Genomic DNA, 24,117 nt, shown 5'->3' with positions numbered 1-24,117 from the left:
TTCCTTTGTTTCTATGAAAAGTGAAGTGACAATCCGAGACGCCCGCCCTGACGATATCCCTCAAGTCCATGCTCTGATTACGGAGTTGGCTGATTTTGAAAAGGCCCTTGATGAAATGGTACTGACGGATGAACAGCTATTGGAAGATAGTTTCGGAGAAAATCCGATTCTGGAAATCATCGTAGCTGAAGGCAATAATGAAATCCTGGGAGCGGCAATGTTTTACGAGAAATACAGCACTTGGAAAGGCAGAGCCGTTCATTTGGAGGACTTCGTGGTGAAGGCATCTGAGCGGAGAAAGGGAATCGGAGCCATGCTTTTTGAAGAAGTGATGCGCATCGCCAAAGAGCGCAATTATGCTCGTATGGATTGGCAAGTGCTCGATTGGAACGAAACGGCCATAGCCTTTTACAAAAAATACGGAGCCAACTTGAGCACCGAGTGGGTGGATGGCAGATTTACAAGGGAAGAACTGCAAAGCAAATAAGAGATGAAAGTTTTCAAATTCGGGGGTGCATCTGTTAAAGATGTGGCGGGAGTACAAAATGTTGCGAAAATTATCGAAAGCCATCCTGCCAATCACTTGGTAGTGGTGGTTTCGGCAATGGGAAAAATGACCAATGCTTTCGAATCATTGGTGGATGCATACACGAGTGGCAGCGATGAAATGATTACTCGACTGGCCGAGATACGCGGCTACCATGAGGCAATCGCTTCAGGGCTGGATGGTGCCAATGAGATCAAGAATGCCATCGATCCCGTTTTTGGTCAGCTGGAGTCCAGACTTCAAAGGTCGCCTTCAGATAACTACGATTTTGACTACGATCAAATTGTGAGTTTCGGAGAAGTCCTTTCCACCACTGTCATTGCGCACCATCTCAATTCTAAAGGGTTGAATTGCCATTGGGCCGATGCCCGAAGATTGATTAGAACCGACTCGACCTATCGGGAGGCGAGAGTGAACTGGGAGAAAACCACTGATTTAGTGAAAGCTGAATGGGAAAAGGTTACGCCCAATACCAAAGGCAAGAAGCTCATGCTGACCCAAGGCTTCATTGGTCACACTGCTGAATTGAACGTGACGACACTTGGCCGGGAAGGCTCCGACTTTAGCGCGGCCATTCTATCTTATGTTTTGCAGGCCGAGAATGTCACCATCTGGAAAGATGTACCCGGTGTACTAAATGCCGACCCGAAGTATTTCTCCGATGCGGTGATGTTGAAGCGAATCAGCTACCGAGAGGCGATTGAGCTGGCCTATTACGGCGCTTCGGTTATTCACCCCAAGACGATCAAGCCGCTTCAGAACAAAGGGATCGTGCTCTTTGTGAGATCATTTTTGAACCATAGCGAAGAAGGAACGCGAATAGACTCAAGTACCTTTAGCGATTCGCTGGTTCCATCCTATATTTTTAAGGTCAATCAAATCTTGATTTCCTTTACGCCACGAGATTTTTCCTTTGTAAATGAAGATAACCTCAGCGAGCTTTTCGGGTATTTTGTCGAACACGGTATCAAGACGAATTTGATGCAAAACTCGGCGCTTAACTTTTCTATTTGTGTAGACTACAACGAAAAGAAATTGGAAAGGCTGAAGGAGAAATTTATCGATCGCTACGAGGTGCTCTACAATCGCCCTTGCGAACTAGTGACCATCAGGCATTATGATCAAGAGACGATCAGCCGATTGCTGATTGGTAAAAAAGTGCTAGTGGAACAGAAAAGTCGGAATACGGCAAGGATGGTTTTGATGGAATCTGATTAACTTGTACTGGATTTAGGAATGATACAAATAGAGTTGAGACTCACACTTTTTTTCTTCTTTGCAATTTTTTTCCTCTTCGGGAATGCCCAAAACAATGCTCTTATTCTTGAAGATACCGAGGTTATCCGGTGCGAGGTAATTAATGACTCAGGTGATGCGGTTTTGATACTCATGGCCGACACCACTTTTGTTCGCATTTCCAAAGAGCAGATTTATGCAATCGTTCAAGATGTAGGTACCCTGACTGACAGGCAGTTGGTGAGGGTAAATTATCGACCTACCAAAGGGATGTCGTTTAGAGTTATTGTTGCCCCTGTGATGGGCTGGAGGTATAGTCCCGGGAGCAACGGGTTCAACTTTGCCGGTTTCACTGCGGTTCCTGCACTGCAGATCTCCAACTGGATCACCATAGGAGTTGGTACAGGTATCAGGTTCAGCAACCCTAAACGGATCTACCCGCTCGGTATTGATCTCCGAATTTCAGGTATAAAGAGAATAGCACCGATCTTGGTTTTAGGTGCAGGCAAAGCCTTTAGTGACGACCCCGGAGTCGGGCAAATGGGTGACATCCGATATGGTTCTTTAGGTATTCAGATTAAAAACCTTAGAGGAGGATCAGTAGCAATTCTTTTTGGTCTTGATGAAATGCCCAGATACAACTCGCTCCAATCAAGGGGAACCGCATTTATGTTTGCTCCTGAGTTGATTCTGCAAACATATTCTTACACCTTTTCTGTGGCCATGAGAATTTAGTTTGTTTGATCTCACGGTAAAACTGAATTTTGAAAAGATATGAATGGTGTATCGCTAGTCGAGCATATGGCCTGAACGGCTCTCTTTGCTTTAAAAGCATTTTGAAGAAATATAGAACAGGAAACTAAGATCTACCAATTCTATGAGACGTTTCGCAGTTATCATTTTTCTCTTGAGTGCTCTATTGATTTTCGATAGTGCTCGCGCCCAATACGTTTTGCAGGATGTGGTCTTGCTCAAATCAGCTGAAGTTGTGAGAGGCGATATTTTGGAGAATATTCCAAACGATTATGTGACAATACAGACGATGGATAGTCTCATAAGAAAGATAGACTGGAAGGTTATTGAACTAATAACCCAAGAGGCCAAGCGCAATGCAAAAGGCAAACTCATTCGAGATGAGTTTAATCAAAAATCTGAAAAGGTGAAATTCGGTCTGATCGTCGATACGGGTATTGCATTTGGTCGAAAGAATGCAGAAAGTGTTGCATCTCTGAATTTCGGTTTAATACCTGCTGTGGAATTCGGGGGGACTGTCAGTATAGGTTTAGGATCAGGATTGCGTGTCCCTATTAATTCAGAGTCGTTGGTTCTGCCTTTGAATCTCGATTTTAGATTTTCGGGGAGTAAGAGAGTTGGGCCTATATTGGCCTTAGGTATTGGCTACGGGTATCTTACCGAAACTGATTTTGAAGAAGGAGGAATACTGGGTTATGCAAAGGTTGGCTTAAAAGTTCGAAGTGATTACGGGGGTGCGGTTTGTATTTTTATAGGTGCTGATTCAGGCCCTCAATTGGTTACTAAGCCTGGTTTTGGTTTTTTCGGACCCTCAACTTTTCTAGCACCGCAGAACGTCACTGGTATCTGCCTGTCAATTGCCTTTTCCTTTTGAAGTTTTTAGAATCTTCTCCGCCAAGAAACTCGACAGCTTCAGATAACTCTCTCTCGTCCATCCCGCTACATGCGGACTTAAAATCACTCGTTCGTTTTCGGCAAGCAGCCTGAATGATTCAGGCATTTCGTGATAAGTGAGGTCAAAAGATTTCTTTTCATATTCCAAAACATCGAGACAAGCTCCTTGAACGCTGCCTCCATCCAGCCCCTTCAGTAAGTCGCTGATTACTACATGCCGGCCTCGGGCGGTGTTGATTAAAAAGAAAGGCTTTTTGCAAGAGCGGATAAATTCGGTGTCCACGTACCGATCTGTTTCTTCGCTGAGCGGAAGATGAATTGAAATCACATCGCTTTCGGCTTTCACAATGTCGAGGGAAACCTCTTCAACGTATGTTGGCGCGTATCCCTTTTTGTACTTGTCGTAAGCGAGAATTCGGCAGTCGAAACCTGAAAGCTTTTTCGCCAATGCCGAGCCCATATGGCCAAATCCGATGATACCAACGGTTCTTCCAGCTAGCTCCAGGCCACGGTTTCCTTCGCGATCCCATATACCTGCCCGGACTTCACGGTCGGCTTTATTGAGATAATTGAACAGGCTCAACAGCATTCCGATGGCATGTTCTCCCACGGCATCCATATTGCCTTCCGGCGAATTGTAAACTGCGATGCCGCATTCTTTGGCCGCAGCCAAATCGATGTTTTCTAAGCCAGCCCCAGAGCGGGCGATAAATTCTAAGTTTGATCCCGCTTTCAGAAACGCTTGATCCACTGGTATTCGGCTGCGAATGACCAGACCATGATAATCTGAAAGTTTATTTTTTATTACCTCGTAATTACCGCTATAATCCGCTTCGCAGATGAAGCCGTTTTTGGTCAATTCCTCCTCCAGTATGGGGTGAACCCGATCGATGAAAAGCACTTTTTTCAAAGTCCGAAAAAGAATTTGGCGTAAATAAAATAGACGCTCAAACCGATGATGTCGTTCATTGTGGTGATAAACGGACCAGTGGCCAATGCTGGATCAATTTTGACTTTGTCGAGAACCAAGGGAACCAAGGTGCCGAAAAGTGCTGCAATGATAACTACAGAAAACAGCGCAATTCCTACAGTGTAACTCAATGCCAGAGAATCCATAAACAGTATGCTGTAAGCCAAAATCACTAACCCACAGATCAGCCCGTTTACCAGAGCTACCATAAGCTCTTTGGTGAGTTTTTGAAGTATACTTCCAGTACCAATGGTTTTGTTGGCTAAGCCCTGTACCACAATTGCTGATGATTGCACCCCGACATTTCCTCCCATGGCGGCGATGAGAGGTACAAATACCATGAGCTCAACTACTTCAGCCAAGGTCTTTTCGAATACTCCTATTACTTGAGCCACCAGTACTCCGCCCAAAAGCCCTATGAGCAGCCACGGGAGACGAGCACGTGTTAAGAGCCAAACGGTATCGTCTGACTCAACCGATTCGGAGATACCCGACGCTAGTTGGTAGTCGCGTTCCGCTTCTTCCTTGATGAGGTCTACCACATCATCGATCGTGATTCGACCGAGTAAGGTCATGTCATGATCAACCACCGGCAAAACAACCAAATCGTATTTCTCCATCGTATTTGAGCAATCCTCACCGGATGTATCAGGGTAAACATAGTTCAGAGGCTGCTCCGAGTAGATATCCGCGATGGTAGCTTTTATGGAAGATGAGGAAAAAAGAAGATCCTTTAGCGAAAGTGTGCCAACCAACTTGTCTTCATCATCGGTGACATAAATAGTGTAGACATCATCGATGTCCTCGGCTTGTTTGCGCATTTCTCTAATGCTACGCGCTATCGTCCATGATTGACGCACTTTGACCAATTCCTTGGCCATGATTCCCCCTGCTGAATCTTCGTCGTAGCGCAGCAAGTCGCTGATGTCGCTTCTTTGCTCGTCGTCGGTAATGTGCGAAATTACTTCCGCTTGCTTTTCGTCTGTAAGTTCGGCGAGTACGTCGGCGGCATCATCCGAGTCGATGTTGTCGATTACGCGGTGAGCAATTTCTTTTGATGTAAGTGTCGACAGGAGTTTCTCCCGATCGTCCTCATCGAGTTCGATCATCACATCGGCTGCCTTCTCGCTTTCGAGAAGTTTGAAGAGGTAGTTGAGCTCGGGAGCTTTTAGCTTATCGAATATCTCAGCGATATCAGCAGGGTGCAATTCCTCCAGCTCACTTTCCAAAAAGGAGTCGCGGCCCTCGGCGATGGCATCGCTAAGGTCGTCGAGGTATTCTTTTGTGAGTTCGAACTGCATGACGAGCCCAAAAGTAAGAAAAGGGAAAAGGAGGGAGAGCTATTGCCCGGAAATAGTTCTACAGAGAGTTTTATCGATTCGGACTCAGTTTTACAGCTAATTCCAGAAACTCCTCACATCCCAATTGCTCTGGGCGCAAGCTCAGTGTTTCACTCAGTTCCGCCTTTAGGTCGTCGTTCAAAAATGCAGACAAGCTATTCCTCATCGTTTTGCGTCTTTGGTTGAATCCTGCTTTCACTACGCTTTTGAAAAAGGAGTAGGGGACAGGCAGTTCTTTTCTGTCGTTTCGTACCAATCTGATTACGCCGCTTTTTACTTTCGGAGGAGGGTCGAATGACTCTGGTTCTACCGTAAACAGGTATTCCGAATCGTAGAATGCCTTGATCAGCACACTCAAAATGCCATACACCTTGCTTCCTGGACCCGATACCACTCTTTCGGCTACTTCCTTTTGAAACATACCGACCATTTCGGGCATTAGTTCTGGATTCTCCACCACTCGAAATAGAATTTGCGAGGAGATGTTGTACGGGAAATTTCCCGCAAGGATGAATGGCTTCCCGTCGAAAAGGGTATTGAGATCCATTTTTAAAAAGTCGCCCTCGATTATTCGGTTACCCAATTCGGGGTGGCGCTCGTGGAGATGCTCAACCGACTCGGTATCGATTTCGATCAGCTTTAGCTCCAATTCCCTTCGAGTCATCAAAGCTCGGGTGAAGATTCCTGTTCCGGGGCCGATCTCTAAAATTCGCCTGACACCCACCTCGTCTTTGATCGAGTCGGCAATTCGCTGCGCAATGTCAGGCTCGGTTAAGAAATGCTGACCGAGATGCTTTTTGGCTCTAACTCTTTTCATGGTGCACCACATTCAGTAAGGTTCGGAAGGCTACGTACTTTCCGCCAAATTGTTTTTCGTGCTCGGCTTGGAGTCTTGGAGCGTGTTCTTTCAGGTAGCGCTCGTAATCGTCCATACTCTTGGCCAAGTATTGGATGCTGTATGATTTTCCTCCTTGTTCTTCTGCAAGTATTCGTGAAAGTTTACCATCAAAGAATAGCCCCGTAGCCAATACATCGGGGATGTGAACTTCTTTCATCCACTTGAGCCACTCCTCGTGAGATAGGTGATCAATGTTTACCGTAACGTTGTACAAAATCATGTTGCAATGTCTTTAATCTTGATTGATTGGGCGAAGGTTTTGTAATTTTGTTTGTCATGGACGTTAATCCGGTTATTCTCGCGATCCCTGTTTTCTTCATTCTGATCGGAATGGAGGTAGCCTATGGTTATTTTAAGGATCGAAAAATTTATCGACTCAATGACGCGGTGACAAATATAAGCTGTGGAATTGTAGAACAGCTAACGGGAGTCTTCGCCAAGGTTTTTACCGTGGCGGCCTACGCCTTCATCTATGACAATTTCAGGATTTTCACATTGGAGGATACATGGTATTGGATCGTCATCGCATTTATCGGAGTAGACTTTTTCTATTACTGGGCTCACCGCATGAGTCATGAGGTCAATCTGTTTTGGCTCGGCCATGTGGTGCATCACCAGAGCGAGGATTACAACCTTTCGGTGGCTTTGCGCCAAAGTACTTTCCAAAAAATGTTCACTTTCTACTTCTACTTTCCGTTGGCTTTTCTTGGCTTTAAGACGGAGTGGTTCCTCTTGATGGGAGCATTCAATTTGCTTTACCAATTTTGGATTCACACAGAGGTCATCAAGAAATTACCTAAATGGTACGAGTACCTTTTTAACACGCCCTCCCACCACCGAGTTCACCACGGCAGGAATCCGAAATATATAGACCGAAATCACGCAGGGACTCTGATGATTTGGGATAGAATGTTCGGGACTTTTCAGCGCGAAGAAGAAACGCCGACTTATGGCATTACGACTCCCACTAATTCGTGGAACCCTGTCACTGCCAACGTCCAGCCATTTGTTCGACTATGGCGTGAACTGAAAACGATTCCGGGTTTTGTCAATAAGGTGAGATTCACCTTTGCACCTCCCGGATGGTACCCCGAAGAAATGGGTGGCTTTCAAAAACCGAAGGAAGTGGACGAGAGGACTTATCGTAAGTACGAGATTGAGATTTCTCCAAACCTGAATTATTACCTTTTTTCTCAATACTTGATTTTATTGGCTTTTACGGCTCTTTTTCTTTTTAATCTTACCAAGTTCGAATTGCCATTCCAATTTTTAATTGCCGCCGTAATTATCTATTCAGTGGCTTCATTGGGGACATTGTTTGACGATCGACCTTATGGTTTGAGAATGGAATCGTTTCGTTTTTTCGTCTCAATAGGAGTGGCACTCTTCCTGTTCTTCCGGGATCTTTTTCCATTGTGGATTCCCATCTTAGTCGTGGCTTTCTCAATCATATCAGCGCTTGTTGTCTTCCGATTGAGTTTCCATAAAATTGCGCGCTCATAGTGAATCGAGATACCATCTTTTCCATTCTTTATTTCTTGGTTTTAGCCCTACATATTTTCGCAGGAGAGATAGATCAAATAATGATTGCGAGTGTTTCGAAGCCTGCCATCTTGGGTGTATTGATCGTTTATTTCTTGGTTGACCTGCTAAAAAGCGAGAAGAGGAATTTGTTTGGTTATTTGATTTTATCAGGACTATTCTTTTCACTTATGGGAGATGTGCTATTGATCTTTCAGGAGGAATCATCTATGTACTTCGTGCTCGGGCTAGGAAGCTTTCTGGTAGCTCATATTCTATTTATTGCTGCCTTTACGAAAACATATTTGGTCAATCATGAGATCAAATTTTTGCAGAAATACGGATGGGCAATGCTTTTAGTCGTAGCCTATGGGTGGTTTTTCTTCAATGCCATCAAGGATTTTCTCGGTTCTATGATCGCCCCTGTGATGGTATATACCATGATTATTTCGCTTATGCTTCTTATCGCCCTTAACAGATTCAGGAAAGTGAGTACAGCTTCTTTTCTTTGGATAGCTGCAGGAGCTTTCTTCTTTGTGGCGTCAGATAGCCTTTTGGCTTGGAATAAATTCGTTCGCGAGCTGGATCACTCTCATCTGCTGATCATGCTTACCTATGGGTTGGCCCAATACGGCATAACCAGAGGGGCCGTGCGTCAATTGCGCGACGTATCGTCCAAATCTATATCCCTGTAGTCGAAACTGATAGGGCAGGGCGCTGGATGGAATTACCTTTGCGCGGTGAAAAAGCAACTAGGTTTAATGATCGTCTTGGCGGGGATCAATTTCACTCACATCATGGATTTTATGATCATGATGCCGCTGGGACCTCAGTTTAAGCGAATTTTCAATATCGGCCCCGAAATGTGGAGTGCGGTCATTTCGTCGTACACCTTTGCCGCTGCGATATCAGGGGTTGCTGCCATATTTTTACTCGATTTCTTTGACCGTCGCAAAGCACTCATCTTTCTTTATTCGGGATTCATCATCAGTACTTTTTTGGTGGGTTTCGCTAATAGCATTGAAATGCTATTGGCCGCTCGGGCCTTGACCGGCCTTTTCGGAGGAATAATCGGAGCCCTTGTTTTGGCTATTGTGGGAGACGTTATTGAGAATAAAAATCGTGGAAAGGCCATCGGAATTGTGATGACAGGGTTTTCTGCTGCGGCATCACTTGGAGTGCCGCTTGGCTTGTTTTTAGGAACGAAATTCGGTTGGGAAGTGGCCTTTTTTATGATCGCTGGTTTTGCCACTATGCTCTTGGGTTTTGCTATAAAATTGGTGCCATCCATAGATTCTCACCGAAAGGAAAAGGGAACGCGAATGAAAAACTCTCTTGTCGCTCTGAAGTATGTCGTTCGTGATAAGAATCAACTATTGGCTTTTGCTTTTACCCTATTGATCGTATTTGGTCAATTCAGCATCATTCCTTTTATCTCTCCTTACATGGTGGCCAATGTAGGTTTTGAAGAGATTCAACTCACCTATATTTACTTGATTGGAGGGGCACTTACCGTCTTCACATCGCCTTTCTTTGGGAAAGTTGCCGACCGCTATGGGCGTTTGAAAACCTTTCTTGTCCTTATGCTCATTTCGCTCATTCCCATTTTTGCCATTACCAACATGTCGCCCAATCCAGTATGGTATGTCCTGATTTTTTCCAGTCTGTTCTTTGTTTTTGCCGCGGGTAGAATGGTACCCGCATCCGCAATGATCATAGGTACAGCTCATCCGGATTATCGAGGAACCTTTATGAGCTTACGTTCTTCGCTTTTAAGTCTTGGGCAAGGAGTAGCCGCTTTCTGCGCGGGTTTGATCATGATTGAATTCCCCGATGGAACTTTCGGGAATTTTCACATTGTTGGATACATCGGGATAGCAACTAGCGTCTTGTCTTTCTTTATATTGAGAAAGATCAAGGACCAGTATTAAGGAACTTTCTCAGGAATGATTCGAGGTGTCTCCGTGTTGGGCTCGTCACCTCTGATGTTGCGGAACCTCTTTCGAGCTTCTACTACAAACAGGCTTCCAGGGAAGTCAACCATCAGCTGCTTGTATAAGTCTGCTGCTTTGCTTGGTTGGCTAAGTTTATCCTCATACAATTCGGCAGTTCGGTAGAGTGCGTTGTCGGCAGAGATATCGAAATAATGATCTGTTAAAACTTGCTCGTAGAAGGTGATGGCCAATTCATAATTGTACTGACTCTCGGCCATGCGGCCTTTTAGCATTAGGATTTCATCCTTCAATGAGTGCCCTGGAAATTCTGATAAGATAGAATCCAAGGTAGCAGTTGCCCCGCTGTAATCTCGTTGAATCGCTTTTAAATCAGCTCGAGAATACATGAGCATCGGCTCGAGAATGGTATCCAGGTTCAGGTTGTCAGAAATCAACAAAGAAAGCTCCATCGCATCGTTGCTGATCAGTTTAGAGGTGCTTCCTTTCAGAATGTCAAGTTGCGCCTGGGCCCATTCAAAGTCACCATTATAATAGCTGATTCTGGCATTCAGAAATTTAGCTTTCGAACCCAAAATGTCATTTTTAAAGTCTTTATCTACTTGCGAAGCGAGAAGTGATGCATCCCAAATGTAGTCCTTGGCTATTAAGATTTCTGCGAGATCCAGTTTGATTTCGGCACGCATCGTCGGGGTAGGGATGTTGGCATCAAGCGCCTCATTTAGGGTCGTGTTTGCCGCTTCAAGATCACCCAAGTAATAAGCTTCCAACAGTGCTTTTTGGCGCATCAGACCAATGGTCTCACTATTCACTCCAAGCTCGGCCAATGTGCCCGCGTACTCAGTGCGCAGTGCTTGTAAGGCCACCGTGTCAGGCGGGAAGGCTGTGCTCAAGCTTTGAAATTTCGATTTCAAAACACCCGTTCGTGCATAGTTGTAATACGGATTGCTTTTTCCTTTATCGGCGATGTATTGATAGCACTTTTCCGCTACGTCATACTCTCCATTATTGGTACAAAGTCCTGCTAACTGAAGAAGTCGTTGACCATCTTCCCCCAGGCGTTTGTCAAGTGCTTTCAGCTGGATATAGGCGGAGTTGAATTGTTTGTCCTGAAGAAATAACCATATGAGCATTTCCGCATAAATAACGGAGTCGGGATTTTTTTGAACTCGCCGAAGTAGCTCCGTTCTAAGCATTTCTACTCCTTCATCATCCTCTTCGAAATTGATACTACGATTTAGGGCGTTTTGGATGGTTTGCAGATAGGCCTCGTTGTACGCAAGAAGATCGAGGTATTCGCTTATCATGCGCTCTTGGTCTCCCATGGTGCCATACAGTCCTGCTATCTCATAGCTAAACGGATAGCGGCCTTCGAGTAGTTTTTTGCCCTCCTGGTAAGTTTCAAGAGCCAGCTCCAGCTTGTTGAGTCGAATGAATTCGTTGGCCGTTCGGATTACAATTCCTTGGCTTTTGGGAAGTGCGTCAATGGCTTCGCGATAAGCTTTTTGAGCATCGTCGTCCTCTCCTTGGGCTTCGTAGACTTCGCCTAAGTCGATAAAGAGGGTATTCGAATTACTACGCTTCCCTTGTTTCTTGATTAGTTTTTCGGCTTCCTTGAATTCACCCAGCTCTTTGTAAGACAATAGAAGCCCCTTGTAATATTCTGATGTGGGCTTTTTGTCGTAGAGCTTCTCGTAGTAAAGTTTGGCTTTTTCATATTCACCCGAATCGAGGTAAAAAGAAGCCAGTTGCTCATCTCCCGTTTGCGCAAAAGCTATAACGGATAAAGCAAAAAAGAATATGGTAATTAAGTGTTTTATGACTCTTTTTGTTTTAGTACTTGTATGAGACTATCTATACGGGGTTCCAGCTCGGCGCGTTTTGTTTTCGTGAATTCGCTGCTTACTTTAAGCTCTTGCACGGAACTCTCAATAGCGCTTACTGCTTCACTTTCATCTAGCAGCATATCTTGAACGAGGGTTGAGTCCAAAAGATTGTTTTGAAGATCATGCTTAAGGTCTGCCAATTGGCTTTTAGAAAATTTGAGTTCTTCGTTTGTTCGTTGATACTTGTCTCTCAGTCCTTTTGACGGCTTTTTGAGTGCACGATAATCTGACATGAGCAGAGCCACATCTTTTGGCATCGTATCTTCTCTCGAGGTATAGACTTTTTGCACATAGGAGAGATTTTCACTAAACTTTTGCCCCAGCTTAGAGAAATCTGTCGTATCAATTCTCCGATGCATCAGATCGATAGTATCCAATTTCACCAACAATGAGTCAATGGTAACGATTTCTTTTTGAAAATTTGTTTGCTGACAGCTAGTGATGACTACCGCAATTACAAATGCTAGTGCAAGACCTCTTTTCATTTTTTCTTTTCAATTTTTGAAAACTTCGTGTACGGTTGCAATGCTTCAGGAATGACGATTCCGTCCTCTTTTTGGTTGTTTTCTAAAAGGGCTGCCATAATTCTTGGTAAAGCCATAGCCGATCCGTTCAAAGTGTGTACCAATTCCGTTTTCTTTTCTTCCACTCTGTACCGACACTTGAGGCGGTTGCTCTGAAAAGCTTCGAAATTCGAGACAGAACTAACTTCCAACCAGCGTTTCTGTGCTGCACTGTATACTTCGAAATCATAGGTGATCGCAGCAGTGAAGCCAAGATCGCCACCGCACAATCGTAAAACGCGATAAGGCAACTCAAGTTTTTTCAATATTCCTTTCACGTGTTTAACCATCTCATCTAAGAGGCGGTAACTGTCATCAGGTTTTGCGATTTGCACAATTTCGACTTTTTCAAATTGGTGTAGTCGATTAAGACCTCTGACGTCTTTGCCGTAAGAACCCGCCTCTCTTCTAAAGCAAGGAGAGTATCCACAATGCTTTATGGGAAGGTCGCTTGGATCAATGATCACATCTCGGTAAACATTTGTGATTGGCACTTCTGCCGTTGGGATGAGGTAGAGATCATCTTCAGTTACGTGGTACATCTGTCCTTCCTTATCGGGAAGCTGACCTGTGCCATAACCTGAATCTTCATTTACTACAAATGGAGGAATGACCTCATCGTAGCCTGATTTGTCGGCTTCGTCCAAAAAGAAGTTGATCAATGCACGTTGAAGCTTCGCTCCTTTTCCTGTATAGAGGGGAAAGCCGGCTCCGGTAATTTTCACTCCTGTCTGAAAGTCGATGAGTTTATATTCTTCGGCAAGATCCCAATGCGGCTTGGCGTGTTCTCCCAAGTCGGGAATTTCACCTTCGTTGTGGATTTCCTCGTTGTCATCTTCCGTCTTGCCTGAAGGCACCAGTTCATTCGGAATATTCGGTATTTGGTACAAGACGCTATTGAGTGCTGCTTCCAGAGAACCAAACTCCTGTTTCATCTCTTGAGACTTGGCTTTGATCTCTGCTACTTTGGCTTTTGCCAATTCCGCTTCTTCACGCTTCCCGGCCTTCATAAGACTTCCTATCTCTTTGGAGGCTTTGTTTAATTCGGCCAAAAGAGCATCAGACTCAGCTTGTCTTTCACGTTTTTTCTTGTCCAGATCGAGTGCTTCAGTAACCAAGTTTTTCAGGTTGCTATCGCCTCGTTTTTCGAGCCTGCGAAGGATGTCTTCGGTATTCTCTCTGAGAATGTTTGTCTGCAACATTTGATTGAAAATTGAAAGACGAAATTAGCAATTAATGAGCTGATTTCGTTTTTGATATGGACATAAAAAAAGGGGTGACTAACACCCCTTTTCAGTATGATTGATATAGGACTAGTTTTGCTCGTTCGCCGGAACGATCGAAACAAAAGACTTATCTCCGGTTCTCTTGCGGAATTCAACGGTACCATCGGTAAGTGCAAAAAGGGTATGATCTTTACCCATTCCCACATTCACTCCAGGATGATGCTTCGTACCACGCTGACGCACGATAATATTTCCTGCGATAGCTGGCTGTCCACCAAATATTTTTACTCCGAGTCGTTTACTTTCCGACTCACGTCCGTTTTTCGAACTTCCGACTCCTTTCTTATGTGCCATGGTGTCTTAGTTTTTCTCGTCAGTTTGAGTTGATTTATCTTCTTTTGCTTTAGGAGCTGCCTTTTTTGCTTCTGCCTTTGGGGCTGACTCTTTCTTTGGAGCGGCGGCTTTTTTAGGAGCAGCTTCCTTTTTAGGCGCTGCTTCTGCTTTTGGCTCTTCTTTCTTTGCTGCAGCTTTCTTAGCTCCACCTACAGAAATTCCGTCGATAGCGATTTTAGTCAACAGTTGACGGTGACCGTTTCGGGTTTGGTAACCTTTACGTCTTTTCTTCTTGAAGATAATAACTTTATCTCCTTTCAAGTGCTCAACTACCTTTGCAGATACTGATGCACCTTTTACAGCCGGGGCGCCAACACTAACTTTGCCGTTGTTTTCAACTAGCAAAACCTCGTCAAATGTCACTTTGTCTCCTTCTTTATTAGGAAGACGGTTGACATAGACCTGCTGATCTTTTGCAACTTTCAGTTGCTGCCCCGCGATGTTTACAATTGCGTACATAACGTCTTTTAAATGGGGTTATAAATATTCTAAAAGGGCGGCAAATATACGGAGAAATCCTTGGTATGCAAAGATACTAACCTCTATTGATCAAAAAGATCCCGCCTAGCATCGTAAAGGCACATGCTACTTGACTTGTTACTAGGTTTTCACCGTCTATCAATCCCCAAATTATGGCAATGAGTGGAATAAGGTAGGTAACCGAAGAGGCGAAAATAGTCGAGGTTTCTTTAACCATCTTGTTGAACACCATCAGGGCAATTGCCGTGCCTAATATTGCTAAGATCGAAATGGATCCAACTCCTGTCCATGCACCGTCTATCGAATCAACCCTCGAAATAAAATCAGTAGAAAGAAGAATGACCAATCCGACAGGACTCACCAACACCAAGGCTAGTCCCGTGATCGATACTGCCGACTCTTCTTGCAGGTACTGCTTAATCACGTTTAGACTGATAGCGTAGCAAATGGTTGCTGCTACTATGAGTAGCGCATATGAAATATTGATGGTGCTTCCGTCTATTTGGCCCGTACTGAGAATGAGACCAACTGCACTGCCAAGACCGATCAATACGCCGATGGCCTGAAGCAACTTAATTCGAACTCCAAATACAGCCAAGCCGATCAACATACTGAATACGGGTACCAAAGCATTCAGCATCCCCGCCAGCGCACTCGGTATTTCTGTTTGGGCTATTGCGAAAAGAAAGGCTGGTATCCCGTTTCCAAATACGCCTACGGCAAGAAGGTATTTGAACTTACCATTTTTTAACGTTTGAAATCTGTTGTAGATAAAGGGCAGCATGAACATAGCCGCGAAGAGTATTCGCATGGCTCCAACTTGAAGTGGGGTGAACAGCTCTTGCCCGTCAGCAGTGAAAAGCCCGCGTTTTATAAGGATAAAAGAACTGCCCCAGATGACTGCCGTAAGGAACAGCATTCCCCAGTGTCGCAGTTCAGCAGATGAATTTTGTACGGGTGGTCGCTGTTTTGCCTTGGCCCTCAATGGTAAATTGTATATTTTTGTGTGCGCAAAAGTCGTTTAATTAATTCAACACAAAATGAAATTAAGGCTTAACAATATTACTCGTCCTCTGTTCATGGTTTCGCTTGTCATTCTTGGTGCCTGCTCGGGTACTGATCAAGCTCAAGACGTTAAAACCAACTCAGATGTTAATATTTCTTTCACAGAAGAATCGGGGCCTACCGAAAAGTATTTGGCCAATATTGCCATTGATGGTATGGCTTGTGAAATGATGTGCGGCAGTAAAATAGCCGGTGAGTTGAATGGTCTCGAAGGTGTAAAGAATACTGACATAGATTTTAAAGGCGAAGGCGAAGAGAACTACGCAATCGTTGAGTTTGATGCAAATACAGTAAGCGAACAAGAAATGATTGAAGCGGTTCAAGCTATCGCTAATGGTCACTATAAGGTGAATTCAGTAGAAGTGAAGCATGTTGTAGCCGGGAATCAAACTGAAGAAGAGGAAGAGGAAAAAGTAAGTGTGTACAAACCCGAATTGGAGTATCAATTACCCAATATCTTTTCGGTCTTTACACGTCTTTTTTAATATTCGGCACAAGAAATTTTGAACAACCCCTCCATTCGAGGGGTTTTTTATTTGTTTTGAAATCAGAATGCAGAAAATTCTCTATCGACTTTCAGTTGTTTCACTAGTCTGCACCATCTTGGTGATGTTGGCAGGTAGTATCGTACGGATGACAGGTTCAGGAATGGGCTGTCCCGATTGGCCAAAATGTTTTGGATATGTCATACCTCCCACAGACGTTGAGATGCTTACCTGGTCTCCTTTGCGGAGTTTCGATAAAGGAAATATCATTATTGTGGATGAGACCTTGTTGGTTGCTATTGACGGATTTACAGCCACGGAGAGTTTTGATAAATCTAAATGGGAACCCTACACGAAACATGATTATGCCATTTTCAACCCCTTTCATACGTGGGTAGAGTTTATTAATCGGTTGATCGGAGCTTTTACCGGTTTGCCCGTTTTGGTATTGGCTTTGCTTTCACTCAAGATGTTCAAAAAGGATGCTTTGATACCCGTGTTGGCTTGGCTAGGTCTTTTTCTTTTGGGTTATGAAGCTTGGCTTGGGAAAAAGGTGGTAGATGGAAATCTTATTCCTCACCAAATAACCTATCATATGTTCGGGGCATTGGGCTTAGTTGCCGTTTTTACTTTTCTGATAGTAAGACTCAAGTCTGTTAACCTGGATTTTCATACGCGTAGAAACCGCACGACCATTTTAATTGGCGCTGTCGGTATCGCCTTGCTGTTGATTCAAATATTCTTGGGGACTACGGTACGCGAAGAAGTCGATACTATTGGCAAGAACAACTTGATCACAGCACCTGATTGGATTGAAAACCTCTCTGTAATCTTTAAGTTCCATCGCACCTATTCTCTGATTGTAATCGGTGTATTGGGTTGGTTTGCGGTTAGACTTATTGAAGCTCACACCATTTCTTCAGGACCGCGATTACTCATTGGTTTTTTGATAGGTGAAGTGTTGGTGGGGATGGGGCTGGCCTATTTAGAAATGCCAGCAGCTTTGCAGCCTATCCATTTGATTTTCGCTGTGTTTAATTTTGCTTTAGCACTTTTCTTATTGCTTTATTATCACAAGAAAACCAGCAATGCGACAGTGGTTTAATTCTTCCACTCCAGCTCCTGCACCATTTGGTCAATGTCTCCTTCAATAAAGTTCAGCACTGGGCCAATAGAATCAGGGTTGGGACGGGCGTTAAAATAGAGCGAGCCTCTTAAAAAATGACTCGTGCTATCAGTGAGGTAAAGTTGAACGGGAGATGCCACTGCTCCACCTAGTTCATACACCAAGCCAAATACAGAACGAGAAGTATCAGAAACCGCCTTCTCATTTATTCTATTTGCTTTTATTTGGTGTTCGTAAGTAAGGGCGCGTGATTCTTCGATCAATTCCCTGAGGTTTCCATCCACTTCCTTGTAGGTGAAATATACTTTAGCGTCAAACTCAGGATAACTCAAATTGAACCAACAAACAGGATCGGAAGGGGGGGTAGTGTACTCCACTCTTCCATACTTCGATATGGGGAATTTAAAAGGACAGTATTCAGGTTCTTTGGTATCGTAACTAACTTCAGGAAGGTCAATTCGAAAATAGCCTACCGGTTTTGGAGTGGGCGTATCTTCGCGACAAGACATCAAGATGAGAACAAAAAAAAGGAGGGTAAATTTCTTCAAGACTTCTCTGTATTTTCTTCGGTCGTCTCTGTTACCGTAAGTTTTACACGCTTAATCTTTCTCTTGTCTGCCGCTTCTACAGTCAAGATGTAATTTTCAAATTTGACTTTTTCATTCTTCAGTGGGATTTTTCCCGCTTGTTCCAAAATGAATCCTGCTAAAGTGTCAGACTCTCCCTTTGCATCTTCCCAGTTCTCGCCATCGAGGTCTAAGATTTTGTAAAGATCGACTAGAGGAGTCTTGCCTTCGAAAACGTAATTCTGATCGTCTAGTTTGGAATAGAAAATCTTCTCGTCGTCGAATTCATCCGTAATGTCACCGACAATCTCTTCGAGAATATCTTCAAGGGTCACAATTCCTGAAGTGCCGCCATACTCGTCTACAACGATCGCCATATGAACTTTCTTCTCTTGAAACTCCTTCATAAGGTCATCGAGCTTCTTGTTCTCTGGAACAAAATAGGGAGGGCGAACGAGCGGAAGCCATTGCAGGTTTTCAGCATCAGCATGAGGCAGTAGATCCTTCAAGTAGAGAATTCCTTTTACTTGATCCAGTGATTCTTCATAGATTGGAACTCTGGAAAAACCTTGCTGAAGCAACTCTGCGAGCAATTCAGGGAACAGGGTTCTTTGTTCGAAAGAAACTACTTCCGTTCTGGGTGTCATAATTTGCTTTACATCCGTTCCACCAAAACGTACAATGCCTCTCAGTATTTTTTCTTCATCAGGAGTGGTCTCTTCGTCTTTGGTCAATTCCAAGGCAGCCTCAAGTTCATCTACAGAGTAGTCAGTTCCTCTTTTCTTCACTCTTTTGTTAATCACATTGGTACTTGTGATGAGTAATGTGCTCAGCGGATAGAAGATTTTTCCGAGAATCTCCAATGGCAAAGACATGAATTTGCAAAGGGGTAGTGCATTCGCCGTAGCGTAAACTTTGGGGATAACTTCACCGAATAGTAGTAATAGAAAAGTGATGCCACCTACTTGAATGAGGATGGCAACCCATGCTTCATAATCCTCAAAGTTGAAGGACTCGGAAACGATAAATGTTGAGACGATTACAATTCCGATGTTGACGAAATTGTTGGTGATCAAGATGGTGGCCAGAAGTCTCTGGGGTCTGTCGAGTAATGCCAGAATTCGATCAGAAACGTTGGATTTAGAAGTCTCCAACTCATTCTTTTCATTTGGTCCAAGGGAGAAGTAGGCAACTTCAGATCCTGAAATCAAGGCAGAGCAAGCGATAAGAAAGAGTGTTACGGCTATCGCTATCCAAACTTCAAATGAGATAGGATTAAAAAGTGCCAGAATAATACTGAGGGGCTCTATATCGGGAGGTTCCAATAAACTGATTTTTCAGCTACAAGATAATTAAAATGGCAAATCATCGGGTGCATCATCTGAATTCTGATGGGTAGGCTGGCTTTGCTGTGCCGGTGTCGATGCCTCTGAAGTATTGGGGGGGCGTGATTCATTCGAATCGGGTCTGCCCCCGATAAGCTGTAGGCGCTCTCCTACTATTTCAGTCGCGTAGCGGTCATTTCCTTCGGGGTCTTTCCAAGATCGAGTTTGAAGCTTTCCTTCGATATAGACTTGTCGACCTTTTGCGAGATACTTCTCGGCGATGTCGGCCAACTGACGCCAAACTGTAACGCTATGCCACTCGGTATTTTCAACCTTTTGCCCTTCACGGTTAGTGTAAGACTCTGAAGTTGCTATTCTGAGACGAGCCAATTTAGCGCCACTTTCGAGGGTGCGCACTTCGGGATCCATCCCCAAATTTCCTAAGATGATAACTTTATTAACGCCAGCCATAATTCAAAATTGAGGGTACAAATATAACGGAATTGAATCGGCTCATACCATCCCTGTATCCTCTAAAAACCGATGAATTAACCGAGGTACCGCATATTTATCAATGTCGTCTTTTTGAATAACCCGATAAACCCCTTCGTCTTCAAGCGTTCCCGATACTTCTACCCGCCAAAATCGTGCTTCTATGCGGCGGTGACTAAGCAAGTGGGTGTATGATTTCTCAGGCACCGAACCAATCGATGCTACTCGGGCCTTTGGAAAAGTCTCCCGCACATAATTGCTCATAGCAGCTTCCTCTATATTCTCTGAGTCTTCCAGCGAAGCAAAATCGTAAAGCCCTTGCCAAATATCTTTCTCTTCCCGCTTTCTCAAAACTATCTCATTTCCTTTTTCAACTACGGCATAATCTATCCTCCTAAGGGTTTGTTTGGTCTTTTTTAGCTTGATCGGCCTTTCGTCAATGGTGCTGTTTTGAAATGCCAGACACTTTCCTTGTATTGGACAGTGAAGGCAGAGCGGTTTTTTAGGAGTGCAAACTAGAGCTCCCAATTCCATTATAGCTTGATTGAACAGATCAGGACGTTCTTGACTAAGTAGGCCATCGGCCAATTCTTGAAATATTTTTTTTCCCTCAGTTGAATTAATCGGTGTATTGATGTCGAAAAGTCTAGATAGCACGCGATAGACATTCCCATCTACTACTGCCTTTGGTTCTTTGAAAGCAAAGCTTGCAATAGCTGCAGCGGTATATGGGCCAACTCCCTTTAGCTTTATGATGCTGGCATACTTTTCTGGAAAAACCCCTTCGAGCTCAAAGTGAATATGTTTTGCAGTGGCATGTAGGTTTCTCGCTCTTGAATAGTAGCCTAATCCTTGCCAATTTTTCAAAATTTCTTCCGTATCTGCTTCTGCTAAGAGTCCAACGGTAGGATAAGTGGAAACAAATTTGTGATAGTAATCAAGTCCTTGATCTACACGAGTTTGCTGTAATATTATTTCTGATAGCCAAATCTTGTAAGGATCAGTGGTGTTTCTCCACGGCAGGTCCCTTTTTTCTTTTAAATACCACAAAATCAACTGCTCATCTACATCCATCGGGTCAATAGTTAGGACTCATAGGGTTAAAAAACGAATTTAGCGAAAACACCTTTTGTACAACGCTTTAATCAGGTATCTTTGCGCGGAAATCAGAAATAATTATTCAAACGTTAAGTAAATAACACATGACTAAAGCAGACGTTGTTGCAGAAATTGCAGAACAAACAGGTCTTGAGAAGGTGGCCGTACAAACAACCGTAGAAGCATTTATGAACTCAGTGAAGAAGTCACTGACAGATGGAGAAAATGTATACTTGCGAGGCTTCGGTAGTTTTATTGTAAAAGAAAGAGCTGAAAAAATCGGAAGAAATATCTCAGCAGAGGAGCCAATCGTGATCCCTGCACATAATATTCCAGCCTTTAAGCCTTCTAAATCATTCGTTGAGAAAGTAAAGAAGAACGTTAAGGTAAAATAAGTAAAGCTATGTCGAGACACCGTGTAGTTCAAATAGCATTGATTTGCGGTGCTCTTCTTCTTTTCATAGGGTTGGTCTTTGCGCCACGCTTGCCGAAAGATAAGCGAGATGCCGAGACCAACCCTATTGATTTAGAGATAAACGAAGCAGTAGAGATGGTTCAGAATGGGGAAAACCCCATGCAAGGGATCATGAAACTGCGGGCAATACTGGAAGAAGATTCGACTCAAGTAGATGTTCATTGGCATCTTGCACAATTTTCTGTAACTTCGCGCCAAATTTCGAACGCAGAGTTGCGGTTTGAAAAAGTGATTCAGTACGATACCGAAGTAAAATATCCAACGGCCTATTTTTGGTTAGCACAAACAAAAATGCAGTTGGATAAGAATTCCGAGGCTATACCATTACTGGAAACTTACCTGAACTACGAACAAGATACGGTCGTAATCAGAGGGGTAGAAAGGATGCTGGATCAGTTAAACGAAGAAAATAACTTTTAAATATATTTTTATGCCAAGCGGTAAAAAACGCAAGCGTCACAAGATGGCCACGCACAAGCGCAAGAAGCGTCTCCGAAAGAATCGCCACAAGAAGAAATAGATATTTCTAATTGAATTAGCGCGGGCTTTTAGCCCGTTTTTCGGCACATAATTTTTGGAACTCGTGAATCTTGAGCTAGTAGTAAATGCCAAGGGAAACGAAGTTGATATTGCCTTTCTAAAAGACAATGTTCTTACAGAACTGCACAAAGAGAAAGGAAATCAAGATTTTGCGGTAGGCGATATATACCTGGGTAAGGTACATCGTGTTATCCCGAGCCTCAATGCGGCGTTTGTCGATGTTGGTTACGAGAAGGATGCTTTTTTGCATTATTTGGATCTTGGTCCTCAGTTTAAGTCACTTCACAAATTAGTGAAGCGTACTTTGTCTCAGAAGTCTGTTCCCGCATCTCTTCAAGATTTTCCCATGGAGGAAGATATTGATAAGAACGGTAAGATCAACGACGTCGTTTCCGGCAGTCAAAACATCTTAGTACAGGTAGCAAAGGAGCCTATTTCATCTAAAGGCCCCAGGCTTACCTCTGAAATCACCTTGGCGGGACGATTCGTCGTACTTGTACCTTTTGGTGATAAAATCTCTCTTTCTCAGCGGATAAGGAATAAAGAGGAGCGCACCAGATTGCGGCGTCTGCTCATGAGCATTAAACCAAAGAATTTTGGTGTAATCGTAAGAACAGTTGCTGAGAATAAAAAAGTAGCAGAACTGGATGCTGACTTAAAAGATCTCTACGCTCGATGGGAAAAGATTCATGAGAATCTGAAAAATGCCAAACCTCCGAAACGAGTGCTAGGCGAATTAAACAGAACATCTACAGTACTCAGGGACTTACTTAGCGCGAATTTCTCCAAAATCCACATCAATGATCCTGAATTGGGTGAGGAGGTAAAAGAATACTTAAGAAAGATCGCGCCAAAACAAGAAAAGATCGTAAAGATTCACGATGGTCAAAATGTATTTGAAAAGTTCGGAGTGAATCGACAGATAAAGACCACCTTTGGTCGTCAGGTTAATCTTAAAAGTGGTGCTTATCTTATTGTAGAGCATACGGAAGCTATGCACGTCATTGACGTGAACAGTGGTAGCCGTAAAGCAGGAGATAAGGGACAGGCACAGAACGCACTGGAAACCAATCTGGAATGTGCTGAAGAAATCGCTAGAGTACTGCGCCTCAGAGATATGGGCGGTATCATCGCTATCGACTTTATCGATATGCCGGATAGAGCACATCAAAAGCAGCTGTTTGAAAAGCTAAAAGAGTGTCTTAAAGATGATAAAGCTAAGCATAACGTCTTGCCGCCGAGTAGATTTGGTGTCGTAGAAGTTACGCGTCAGCGCGTCCGAGAAGTAACTGATATTTCCACAGAAGAGAATTGTCCATGCTGTGATGGTTCTGGTAAAATTCAGGCTTCGGTTCTGATTACAGATACTATTGAACACAATCTCAGGTATTTGGCAGAAGAGTTGAAAGTGAAGAAGGTGGTTATCAAAGCACATCCTTTCCTTTCGGCGTTTTTGACAAAAGGCCTCATCTCCATGAGAAGAAGGTGGGGTATGAAGTTCAAAATGAGCATTAAGGTTGTAGCTGATACGGACTACTCTTTCCTTCAATACAAATTCTTTAATAATCAGGGAGAACCGCTCGACGATTAATTGCTGTCGTCCACTAAATGATCTTCTAAATTCATTTGATCACTTCCTGAGGAAGATCCTGTAATGTCTTTATAGGCAGCGTATAGTATGCAGTAAGTGACTGGGAATGTGACCAAAAGTCCCACTACGAGAAACAGCGCCCCGATAAAATTAAAAATTCCCAAAAGCAATAGAAGGGCAAAGAAGTGAAACCACTTCTTATTGACCAACTTGACACTTGTCGTAATTGATTCCCAAAAATCAAAGCGAGCGAAGAGAATAAGTGGGATGGTTAAGGTAATTCCAACGGCAAGCCAGATTCCCGGCAAGATCAGAAATACCATTCCGATCACAACAAGCAATCCCGAAATAAAAGTTACTAGAAATAGCTGAACAATGTGATCGAATCCTTTGAAGAAATCGTTGAATTCCAACGTTCCATCTTGATCAATTTTCCGCGCACCAATGAAAAGTCCTGCCGTAAGTGCCGGGCTCAGTAAATAGGACGCTATTTCTCCAAGATACTCAGGCAAAAAATTCAGTGCACCTAAGATGAGACCTGCAAGAAGACCGTACAAAATAAATGGGCCAGGTTCCTTTCTAAAGATATTCCAACCTTCAGAAAAGTATTTCTCTAGTTCAAAAGAGTATCCGTTTTGAATCTTTTGATTGATTCTCGTTTTGTCATCTTCAATATGCATGTCCTTCTTTTGTCC

At 43.6% G+C, this 24,117-nt stretch carries 27 protein-coding genes; 12 read left to right on the top strand and 15 right to left on the bottom strand.

What is annotated here, in order from left to right:
* The first annotated feature begins 13 nt into the window (after window positions 1-13).
* The 4 genes from O3Q51_07285 (at window position 14) to O3Q51_07270 (ending at window position 3,410) form a co-directional block, all read left to right on the top strand.
* Window positions 14-487: a GNAT family N-acetyltransferase gene (locus tag O3Q51_07285; GenBank protein ID MCZ4408605.1), complete on the top strand. Its 474-nt coding sequence runs from the start codon at window positions 14-16 to the stop codon at window positions 485-487.
* 3 nt (window positions 488-490) lie between these two features.
* Window positions 491-1,765 carry an aspartate kinase gene (locus O3Q51_07280; protein ID MCZ4408604.1) on the top strand — a complete coding sequence of 425 codons (1,275 nt, stop codon included), beginning with the start codon at window positions 491-493 and terminating at the stop codon, window positions 1,763-1,765.
* Window positions 1,766-1,798: 33 nt separating this feature from the next.
* Window positions 1,799-2,518 (top strand): hypothetical protein, encoded by a 720-nt coding sequence (locus O3Q51_07275; protein ID MCZ4408603.1) that lies wholly within the window; start codon window positions 1,799-1,801, stop codon window positions 2,516-2,518.
* Window positions 2,519-2,660: 142 nt separating this feature from the next.
* Entirely contained in the window at window positions 2,661-3,410 is a 750-nt protein-coding gene (locus O3Q51_07270) for a hypothetical protein (protein MCZ4408602.1), read from the top strand.
* Here the strand turns inward: O3Q51_07270 and O3Q51_07265 are convergent.
* The 4 genes from O3Q51_07265 to O3Q51_07250 all read right to left on the bottom strand — a co-directional run bounded on the left by O3Q51_07265 (window position 3,390) and on the right by O3Q51_07250 (window position 6,858).
* Window positions 3,390-4,340, bottom strand: a complete 951-nt coding sequence (locus tag O3Q51_07265; GenBank protein ID MCZ4408601.1) for an NAD(P)-dependent oxidoreductase — start codon at window positions 4,338-4,340, stop codon at window positions 3,390-3,392. The genes O3Q51_07270 and O3Q51_07265 overlap by 21 nt on opposite strands.
* A complete protein-coding gene (gene mgtE, locus O3Q51_07260; GenBank protein MCZ4408600.1) occupies window positions 4,337-5,701 on the bottom strand; it encodes a magnesium transporter in 1,365 nt (454 codons plus the stop codon). The genes O3Q51_07265 and mgtE overlap by 4 nt, the downstream gene beginning before the upstream one ends.
* A 70-nt stretch (window positions 5,702-5,771) precedes the next feature.
* The gene (gene rsmA, locus O3Q51_07255; protein MCZ4408599.1) at window positions 5,772-6,557 is read right to left on the bottom strand and encodes a 16S rRNA (adenine(1518)-N(6)/adenine(1519)-N(6))-dimethyltransferase RsmA; all 786 of its coding nucleotides are present in this window, start codon (window positions 6,555-6,557) and stop codon (window positions 5,772-5,774) included.
* On the bottom strand, window positions 6,544-6,858 hold the full coding sequence (locus tag O3Q51_07250; GenBank protein ID MCZ4408598.1) for a DUF4286 family protein: 315 nt from the start codon (window positions 6,856-6,858) through the stop codon (window positions 6,544-6,546). The genes rsmA and O3Q51_07250 overlap by 14 nt, the downstream gene beginning before the upstream one ends.
* Window positions 6,859-6,914: 56 nt before the next feature.
* Here O3Q51_07250 and O3Q51_07245 point away from each other — a divergent pair, with 56 nt between their 5' ends.
* The 3 genes from O3Q51_07245 to O3Q51_07235 are packed head-to-tail and all read left to right on the top strand — an operon-like array spanning window position 6,915 to window position 10,090.
* Complete coding sequence (locus O3Q51_07245; protein ID MCZ4408597.1) at window positions 6,915-8,141, top strand: sterol desaturase family protein; 1,227 nt, start codon at window positions 6,915-6,917, stop codon at window positions 8,139-8,141.
* A complete protein-coding gene (locus tag O3Q51_07240; GenBank protein ID MCZ4408596.1) occupies window positions 8,141-8,854 on the top strand; it encodes a lysoplasmalogenase in 714 nt (237 codons plus the stop codon). Before O3Q51_07245 ends, O3Q51_07240 begins: the two co-directional genes overlap by 1 nt.
* 45 nt (window positions 8,855-8,899) lie before the next feature.
* Window positions 8,900-10,090, top strand: coding sequence for an MFS transporter (locus O3Q51_07235; protein MCZ4408595.1), 1,191 nt, complete (start codon window positions 8,900-8,902; stop codon window positions 10,088-10,090).
* On the opposite strand, the gene O3Q51_07230 is transcribed toward O3Q51_07235, so the two are convergent.
* From O3Q51_07230 to O3Q51_07205, 6 genes are all read right to left on the bottom strand, one after another.
* Window positions 10,087-11,754 carry a tetratricopeptide repeat protein gene (locus tag O3Q51_07230; GenBank protein ID MCZ4408594.1) on the bottom strand — a complete coding sequence of 556 codons (1,668 nt, stop codon included), beginning with the start codon at window positions 11,752-11,754 and terminating at the stop codon, window positions 10,087-10,089. The genes O3Q51_07235 and O3Q51_07230 overlap by 4 nt on opposite strands.
* A gap of 173 nt (window positions 11,755-11,927) precedes the next feature.
* On the bottom strand, window positions 11,928-12,482 hold the full coding sequence (locus O3Q51_07225) for a hypothetical protein (GenBank protein ID MCZ4408593.1): 555 nt from the start codon (window positions 12,480-12,482) through the stop codon (window positions 11,928-11,930).
* The gene (gene serS, locus O3Q51_07220) at window positions 12,479-13,762 is read right to left on the bottom strand and encodes a serine--tRNA ligase (GenBank protein MCZ4408592.1); all 1,284 of its coding nucleotides are present in this window, start codon (window positions 13,760-13,762) and stop codon (window positions 12,479-12,481) included. The genes O3Q51_07225 and serS overlap by 4 nt, the downstream gene beginning before the upstream one ends.
* A gap of 111 nt (window positions 13,763-13,873) precedes the next feature.
* Entirely contained in the window at window positions 13,874-14,140 is a 267-nt protein-coding gene (gene rpmA / locus O3Q51_07215) for a 50S ribosomal protein L27 (GenBank protein MCZ4408591.1), read from the bottom strand.
* A 6-nt stretch (window positions 14,141-14,146) separates the two neighbouring features.
* Window positions 14,147-14,638, bottom strand: coding sequence for a 50S ribosomal protein L21 (gene rplU, locus O3Q51_07210; GenBank protein ID MCZ4408590.1), 492 nt, complete (start codon window positions 14,636-14,638; stop codon window positions 14,147-14,149).
* Between the two features lie 76 nt (window positions 14,639-14,714).
* Window positions 14,715-15,644 (bottom strand): DMT family transporter, encoded by a 930-nt coding sequence (locus tag O3Q51_07205; protein MCZ4408589.1) that lies wholly within the window; start codon window positions 15,642-15,644, stop codon window positions 14,715-14,717.
* Window positions 15,645-15,699: 55 nt separating this feature from the next.
* On the opposite strand from O3Q51_07205, the gene O3Q51_07200 reads away from it, so the two are divergent.
* On the top strand, window positions 15,700-16,209 hold the full coding sequence (locus O3Q51_07200; GenBank protein ID MCZ4408588.1) for a heavy-metal-associated domain-containing protein: 510 nt from the start codon (window positions 15,700-15,702) through the stop codon (window positions 16,207-16,209).
* Between the two features lie 67 nt (window positions 16,210-16,276).
* Window positions 16,277-17,314, top strand: a complete 1,038-nt coding sequence (locus O3Q51_07195) for a COX15/CtaA family protein (GenBank protein ID MCZ4408587.1) — start codon at window positions 16,277-16,279, stop codon at window positions 17,312-17,314.
* Here the strand turns inward: O3Q51_07195 and O3Q51_07190 are convergent.
* The 4 genes from O3Q51_07190 to mutY are packed head-to-tail and all read right to left on the bottom strand — an operon-like array spanning window position 17,311 to window position 20,792.
* Window positions 17,311-17,883, bottom strand: coding sequence for a gliding motility lipoprotein GldD (locus O3Q51_07190; GenBank protein ID MCZ4408586.1), 573 nt, complete (start codon window positions 17,881-17,883; stop codon window positions 17,311-17,313). The two genes, O3Q51_07195 and O3Q51_07190, sit on opposite strands and share 4 nt — an antisense overlap.
* Window positions 17,880-19,226, bottom strand: coding sequence for a gliding motility-associated protein GldE (gldE, locus tag O3Q51_07185; protein MCZ4408585.1), 1,347 nt, complete (start codon window positions 19,224-19,226; stop codon window positions 17,880-17,882). Before gldE ends, O3Q51_07190 begins: the two co-directional genes overlap by 4 nt.
* 27 nt (window positions 19,227-19,253) lie before the next feature.
* Window positions 19,254-19,697, bottom strand: coding sequence for a single-stranded DNA-binding protein (locus tag O3Q51_07180; protein MCZ4408584.1), 444 nt, complete (start codon window positions 19,695-19,697; stop codon window positions 19,254-19,256).
* A 42-nt stretch (window positions 19,698-19,739) separates the two neighbouring features.
* Window positions 19,740-20,792, bottom strand: a complete 1,053-nt coding sequence (gene mutY, locus O3Q51_07175; protein MCZ4408583.1) for an A/G-specific adenine glycosylase — start codon at window positions 20,790-20,792, stop codon at window positions 19,740-19,742.
* A gap of 128 nt (window positions 20,793-20,920) precedes the next feature.
* Between mutY and O3Q51_07170 the strand changes: the two genes are divergently transcribed.
* The 3 genes from O3Q51_07170 to O3Q51_07160 all read left to right on the top strand — a co-directional run bounded on the left by O3Q51_07170 (window position 20,921) and on the right by O3Q51_07160 (window position 23,422).
* Window positions 20,921-21,211: an HU family DNA-binding protein gene (locus O3Q51_07170; protein MCZ4408582.1), complete on the top strand. Its 291-nt coding sequence runs from the start codon at window positions 20,921-20,923 to the stop codon at window positions 21,209-21,211.
* A gap of 8 nt (window positions 21,212-21,219) precedes the next feature.
* Entirely contained in the window at window positions 21,220-21,711 is a 492-nt protein-coding gene (locus tag O3Q51_07165) for a hypothetical protein (protein ID MCZ4408581.1), read from the top strand.
* Window positions 21,712-21,874: 163 nt separating this feature from the next.
* Window positions 21,875-23,422: an Rne/Rng family ribonuclease gene (locus O3Q51_07160; protein ID MCZ4408580.1), complete on the top strand. Its 1,548-nt coding sequence runs from the start codon at window positions 21,875-21,877 to the stop codon at window positions 23,420-23,422.
* On the opposite strand, the gene O3Q51_07155 is transcribed toward O3Q51_07160, so the two are convergent.
* Window positions 23,419-24,102 carry a hypothetical protein gene (locus O3Q51_07155; protein MCZ4408579.1) on the bottom strand — a complete coding sequence of 228 codons (684 nt, stop codon included), beginning with the start codon at window positions 24,100-24,102 and terminating at the stop codon, window positions 23,419-23,421. The two genes, O3Q51_07160 and O3Q51_07155, sit on opposite strands and share 4 nt — an antisense overlap.
* Window positions 24,103-24,117: the final 15 nt, after the last annotated feature.

The sequence above is a fragment of the Cryomorphaceae bacterium 1068 genome (assembly GCA_027214385.1).
In the GTDB taxonomy this organism is placed as follows: domain Bacteria; phylum Bacteroidota; class Bacteroidia; order Flavobacteriales_D; family Cryomorphaceae; genus JAKVAV01.
This window is presented reverse-complemented; position numbering and strand designations above follow the sequence as displayed.

Bases quoted from the DNA above. Each gene is read 5' to 3' on its own strand.
- O3Q51_07285 (MCZ4408605.1), top strand. From the start codon at position 14: ATGAAAAGTGAAGTGACAATCCGAGACGCCCGCCCTGACGATATCCCT.
- O3Q51_07280 (MCZ4408604.1), top strand. From the start codon at position 491: ATGAAAGTTTTCAAATTCGGGGGTGCATCTGTTAAAGATGTGGCGGGA.
- O3Q51_07270 (MCZ4408602.1), top strand. From the start codon at position 2,661: ATGAGACGTTTCGCAGTTATCATTTTTCTCTTGAGTGCTCTATTGATT.
- mgtE (MCZ4408600.1), bottom strand. From the start codon at position 5,701: ATGCAGTTCGAACTCACAAAAGAATACCTCGACGACCTTAGCGATGCC.
- rsmA (MCZ4408599.1), bottom strand. From the start codon at position 6,557: ATGAAAAGAGTTAGAGCCAAAAAGCATCTCGGTCAGCATTTCTTAACC.
- O3Q51_07250 (MCZ4408598.1), bottom strand. From the start codon at position 6,858: ATGATTTTGTACAACGTTACGGTAAACATTGATCACCTATCTCACGAG.
- O3Q51_07245 (MCZ4408597.1), top strand. From the start codon at position 6,915: ATGGACGTTAATCCGGTTATTCTCGCGATCCCTGTTTTCTTCATTCTG.
- O3Q51_07225 (MCZ4408593.1), bottom strand. From the start codon at position 12,482: ATGAAAAGAGGTCTTGCACTAGCATTTGTAATTGCGGTAGTCATCACT.
- serS (MCZ4408592.1), bottom strand. From the start codon at position 13,762: ATGTTGCAGACAAACATTCTCAGAGAGAATACCGAAGACATCCTTCGC.
- rpmA (MCZ4408591.1), bottom strand. From the start codon at position 14,140: ATGGCACATAAGAAAGGAGTCGGAAGTTCGAAAAACGGACGTGAGTCG.
- rplU (MCZ4408590.1), bottom strand. From the start codon at position 14,638: ATGTACGCAATTGTAAACATCGCGGGGCAGCAACTGAAAGTTGCAAAA.
- O3Q51_07200 (MCZ4408588.1), top strand. From the start codon at position 15,700: ATGAAATTAAGGCTTAACAATATTACTCGTCCTCTGTTCATGGTTTCG.
- O3Q51_07195 (MCZ4408587.1), top strand. From the start codon at position 16,277: ATGCAGAAAATTCTCTATCGACTTTCAGTTGTTTCACTAGTCTGCACC.
- O3Q51_07180 (MCZ4408584.1), bottom strand. From the start codon at position 19,697: ATGGCTGGCGTTAATAAAGTTATCATCTTAGGAAATTTGGGGATGGAT.
- mutY (MCZ4408583.1), bottom strand. From the start codon at position 20,792: ATGGATGTAGATGAGCAGTTGATTTTGTGGTATTTAAAAGAAAAAAGG.
- O3Q51_07170 (MCZ4408582.1), top strand. From the start codon at position 20,921: ATGACTAAAGCAGACGTTGTTGCAGAAATTGCAGAACAAACAGGTCTT.
- O3Q51_07165 (MCZ4408581.1), top strand. From the start codon at position 21,220: ATGTCGAGACACCGTGTAGTTCAAATAGCATTGATTTGCGGTGCTCTT.
- O3Q51_07155 (MCZ4408579.1), bottom strand. From the start codon at position 24,102: ATGCATATTGAAGATGACAAAACGAGAATCAATCAAAAGATTCAAAAC.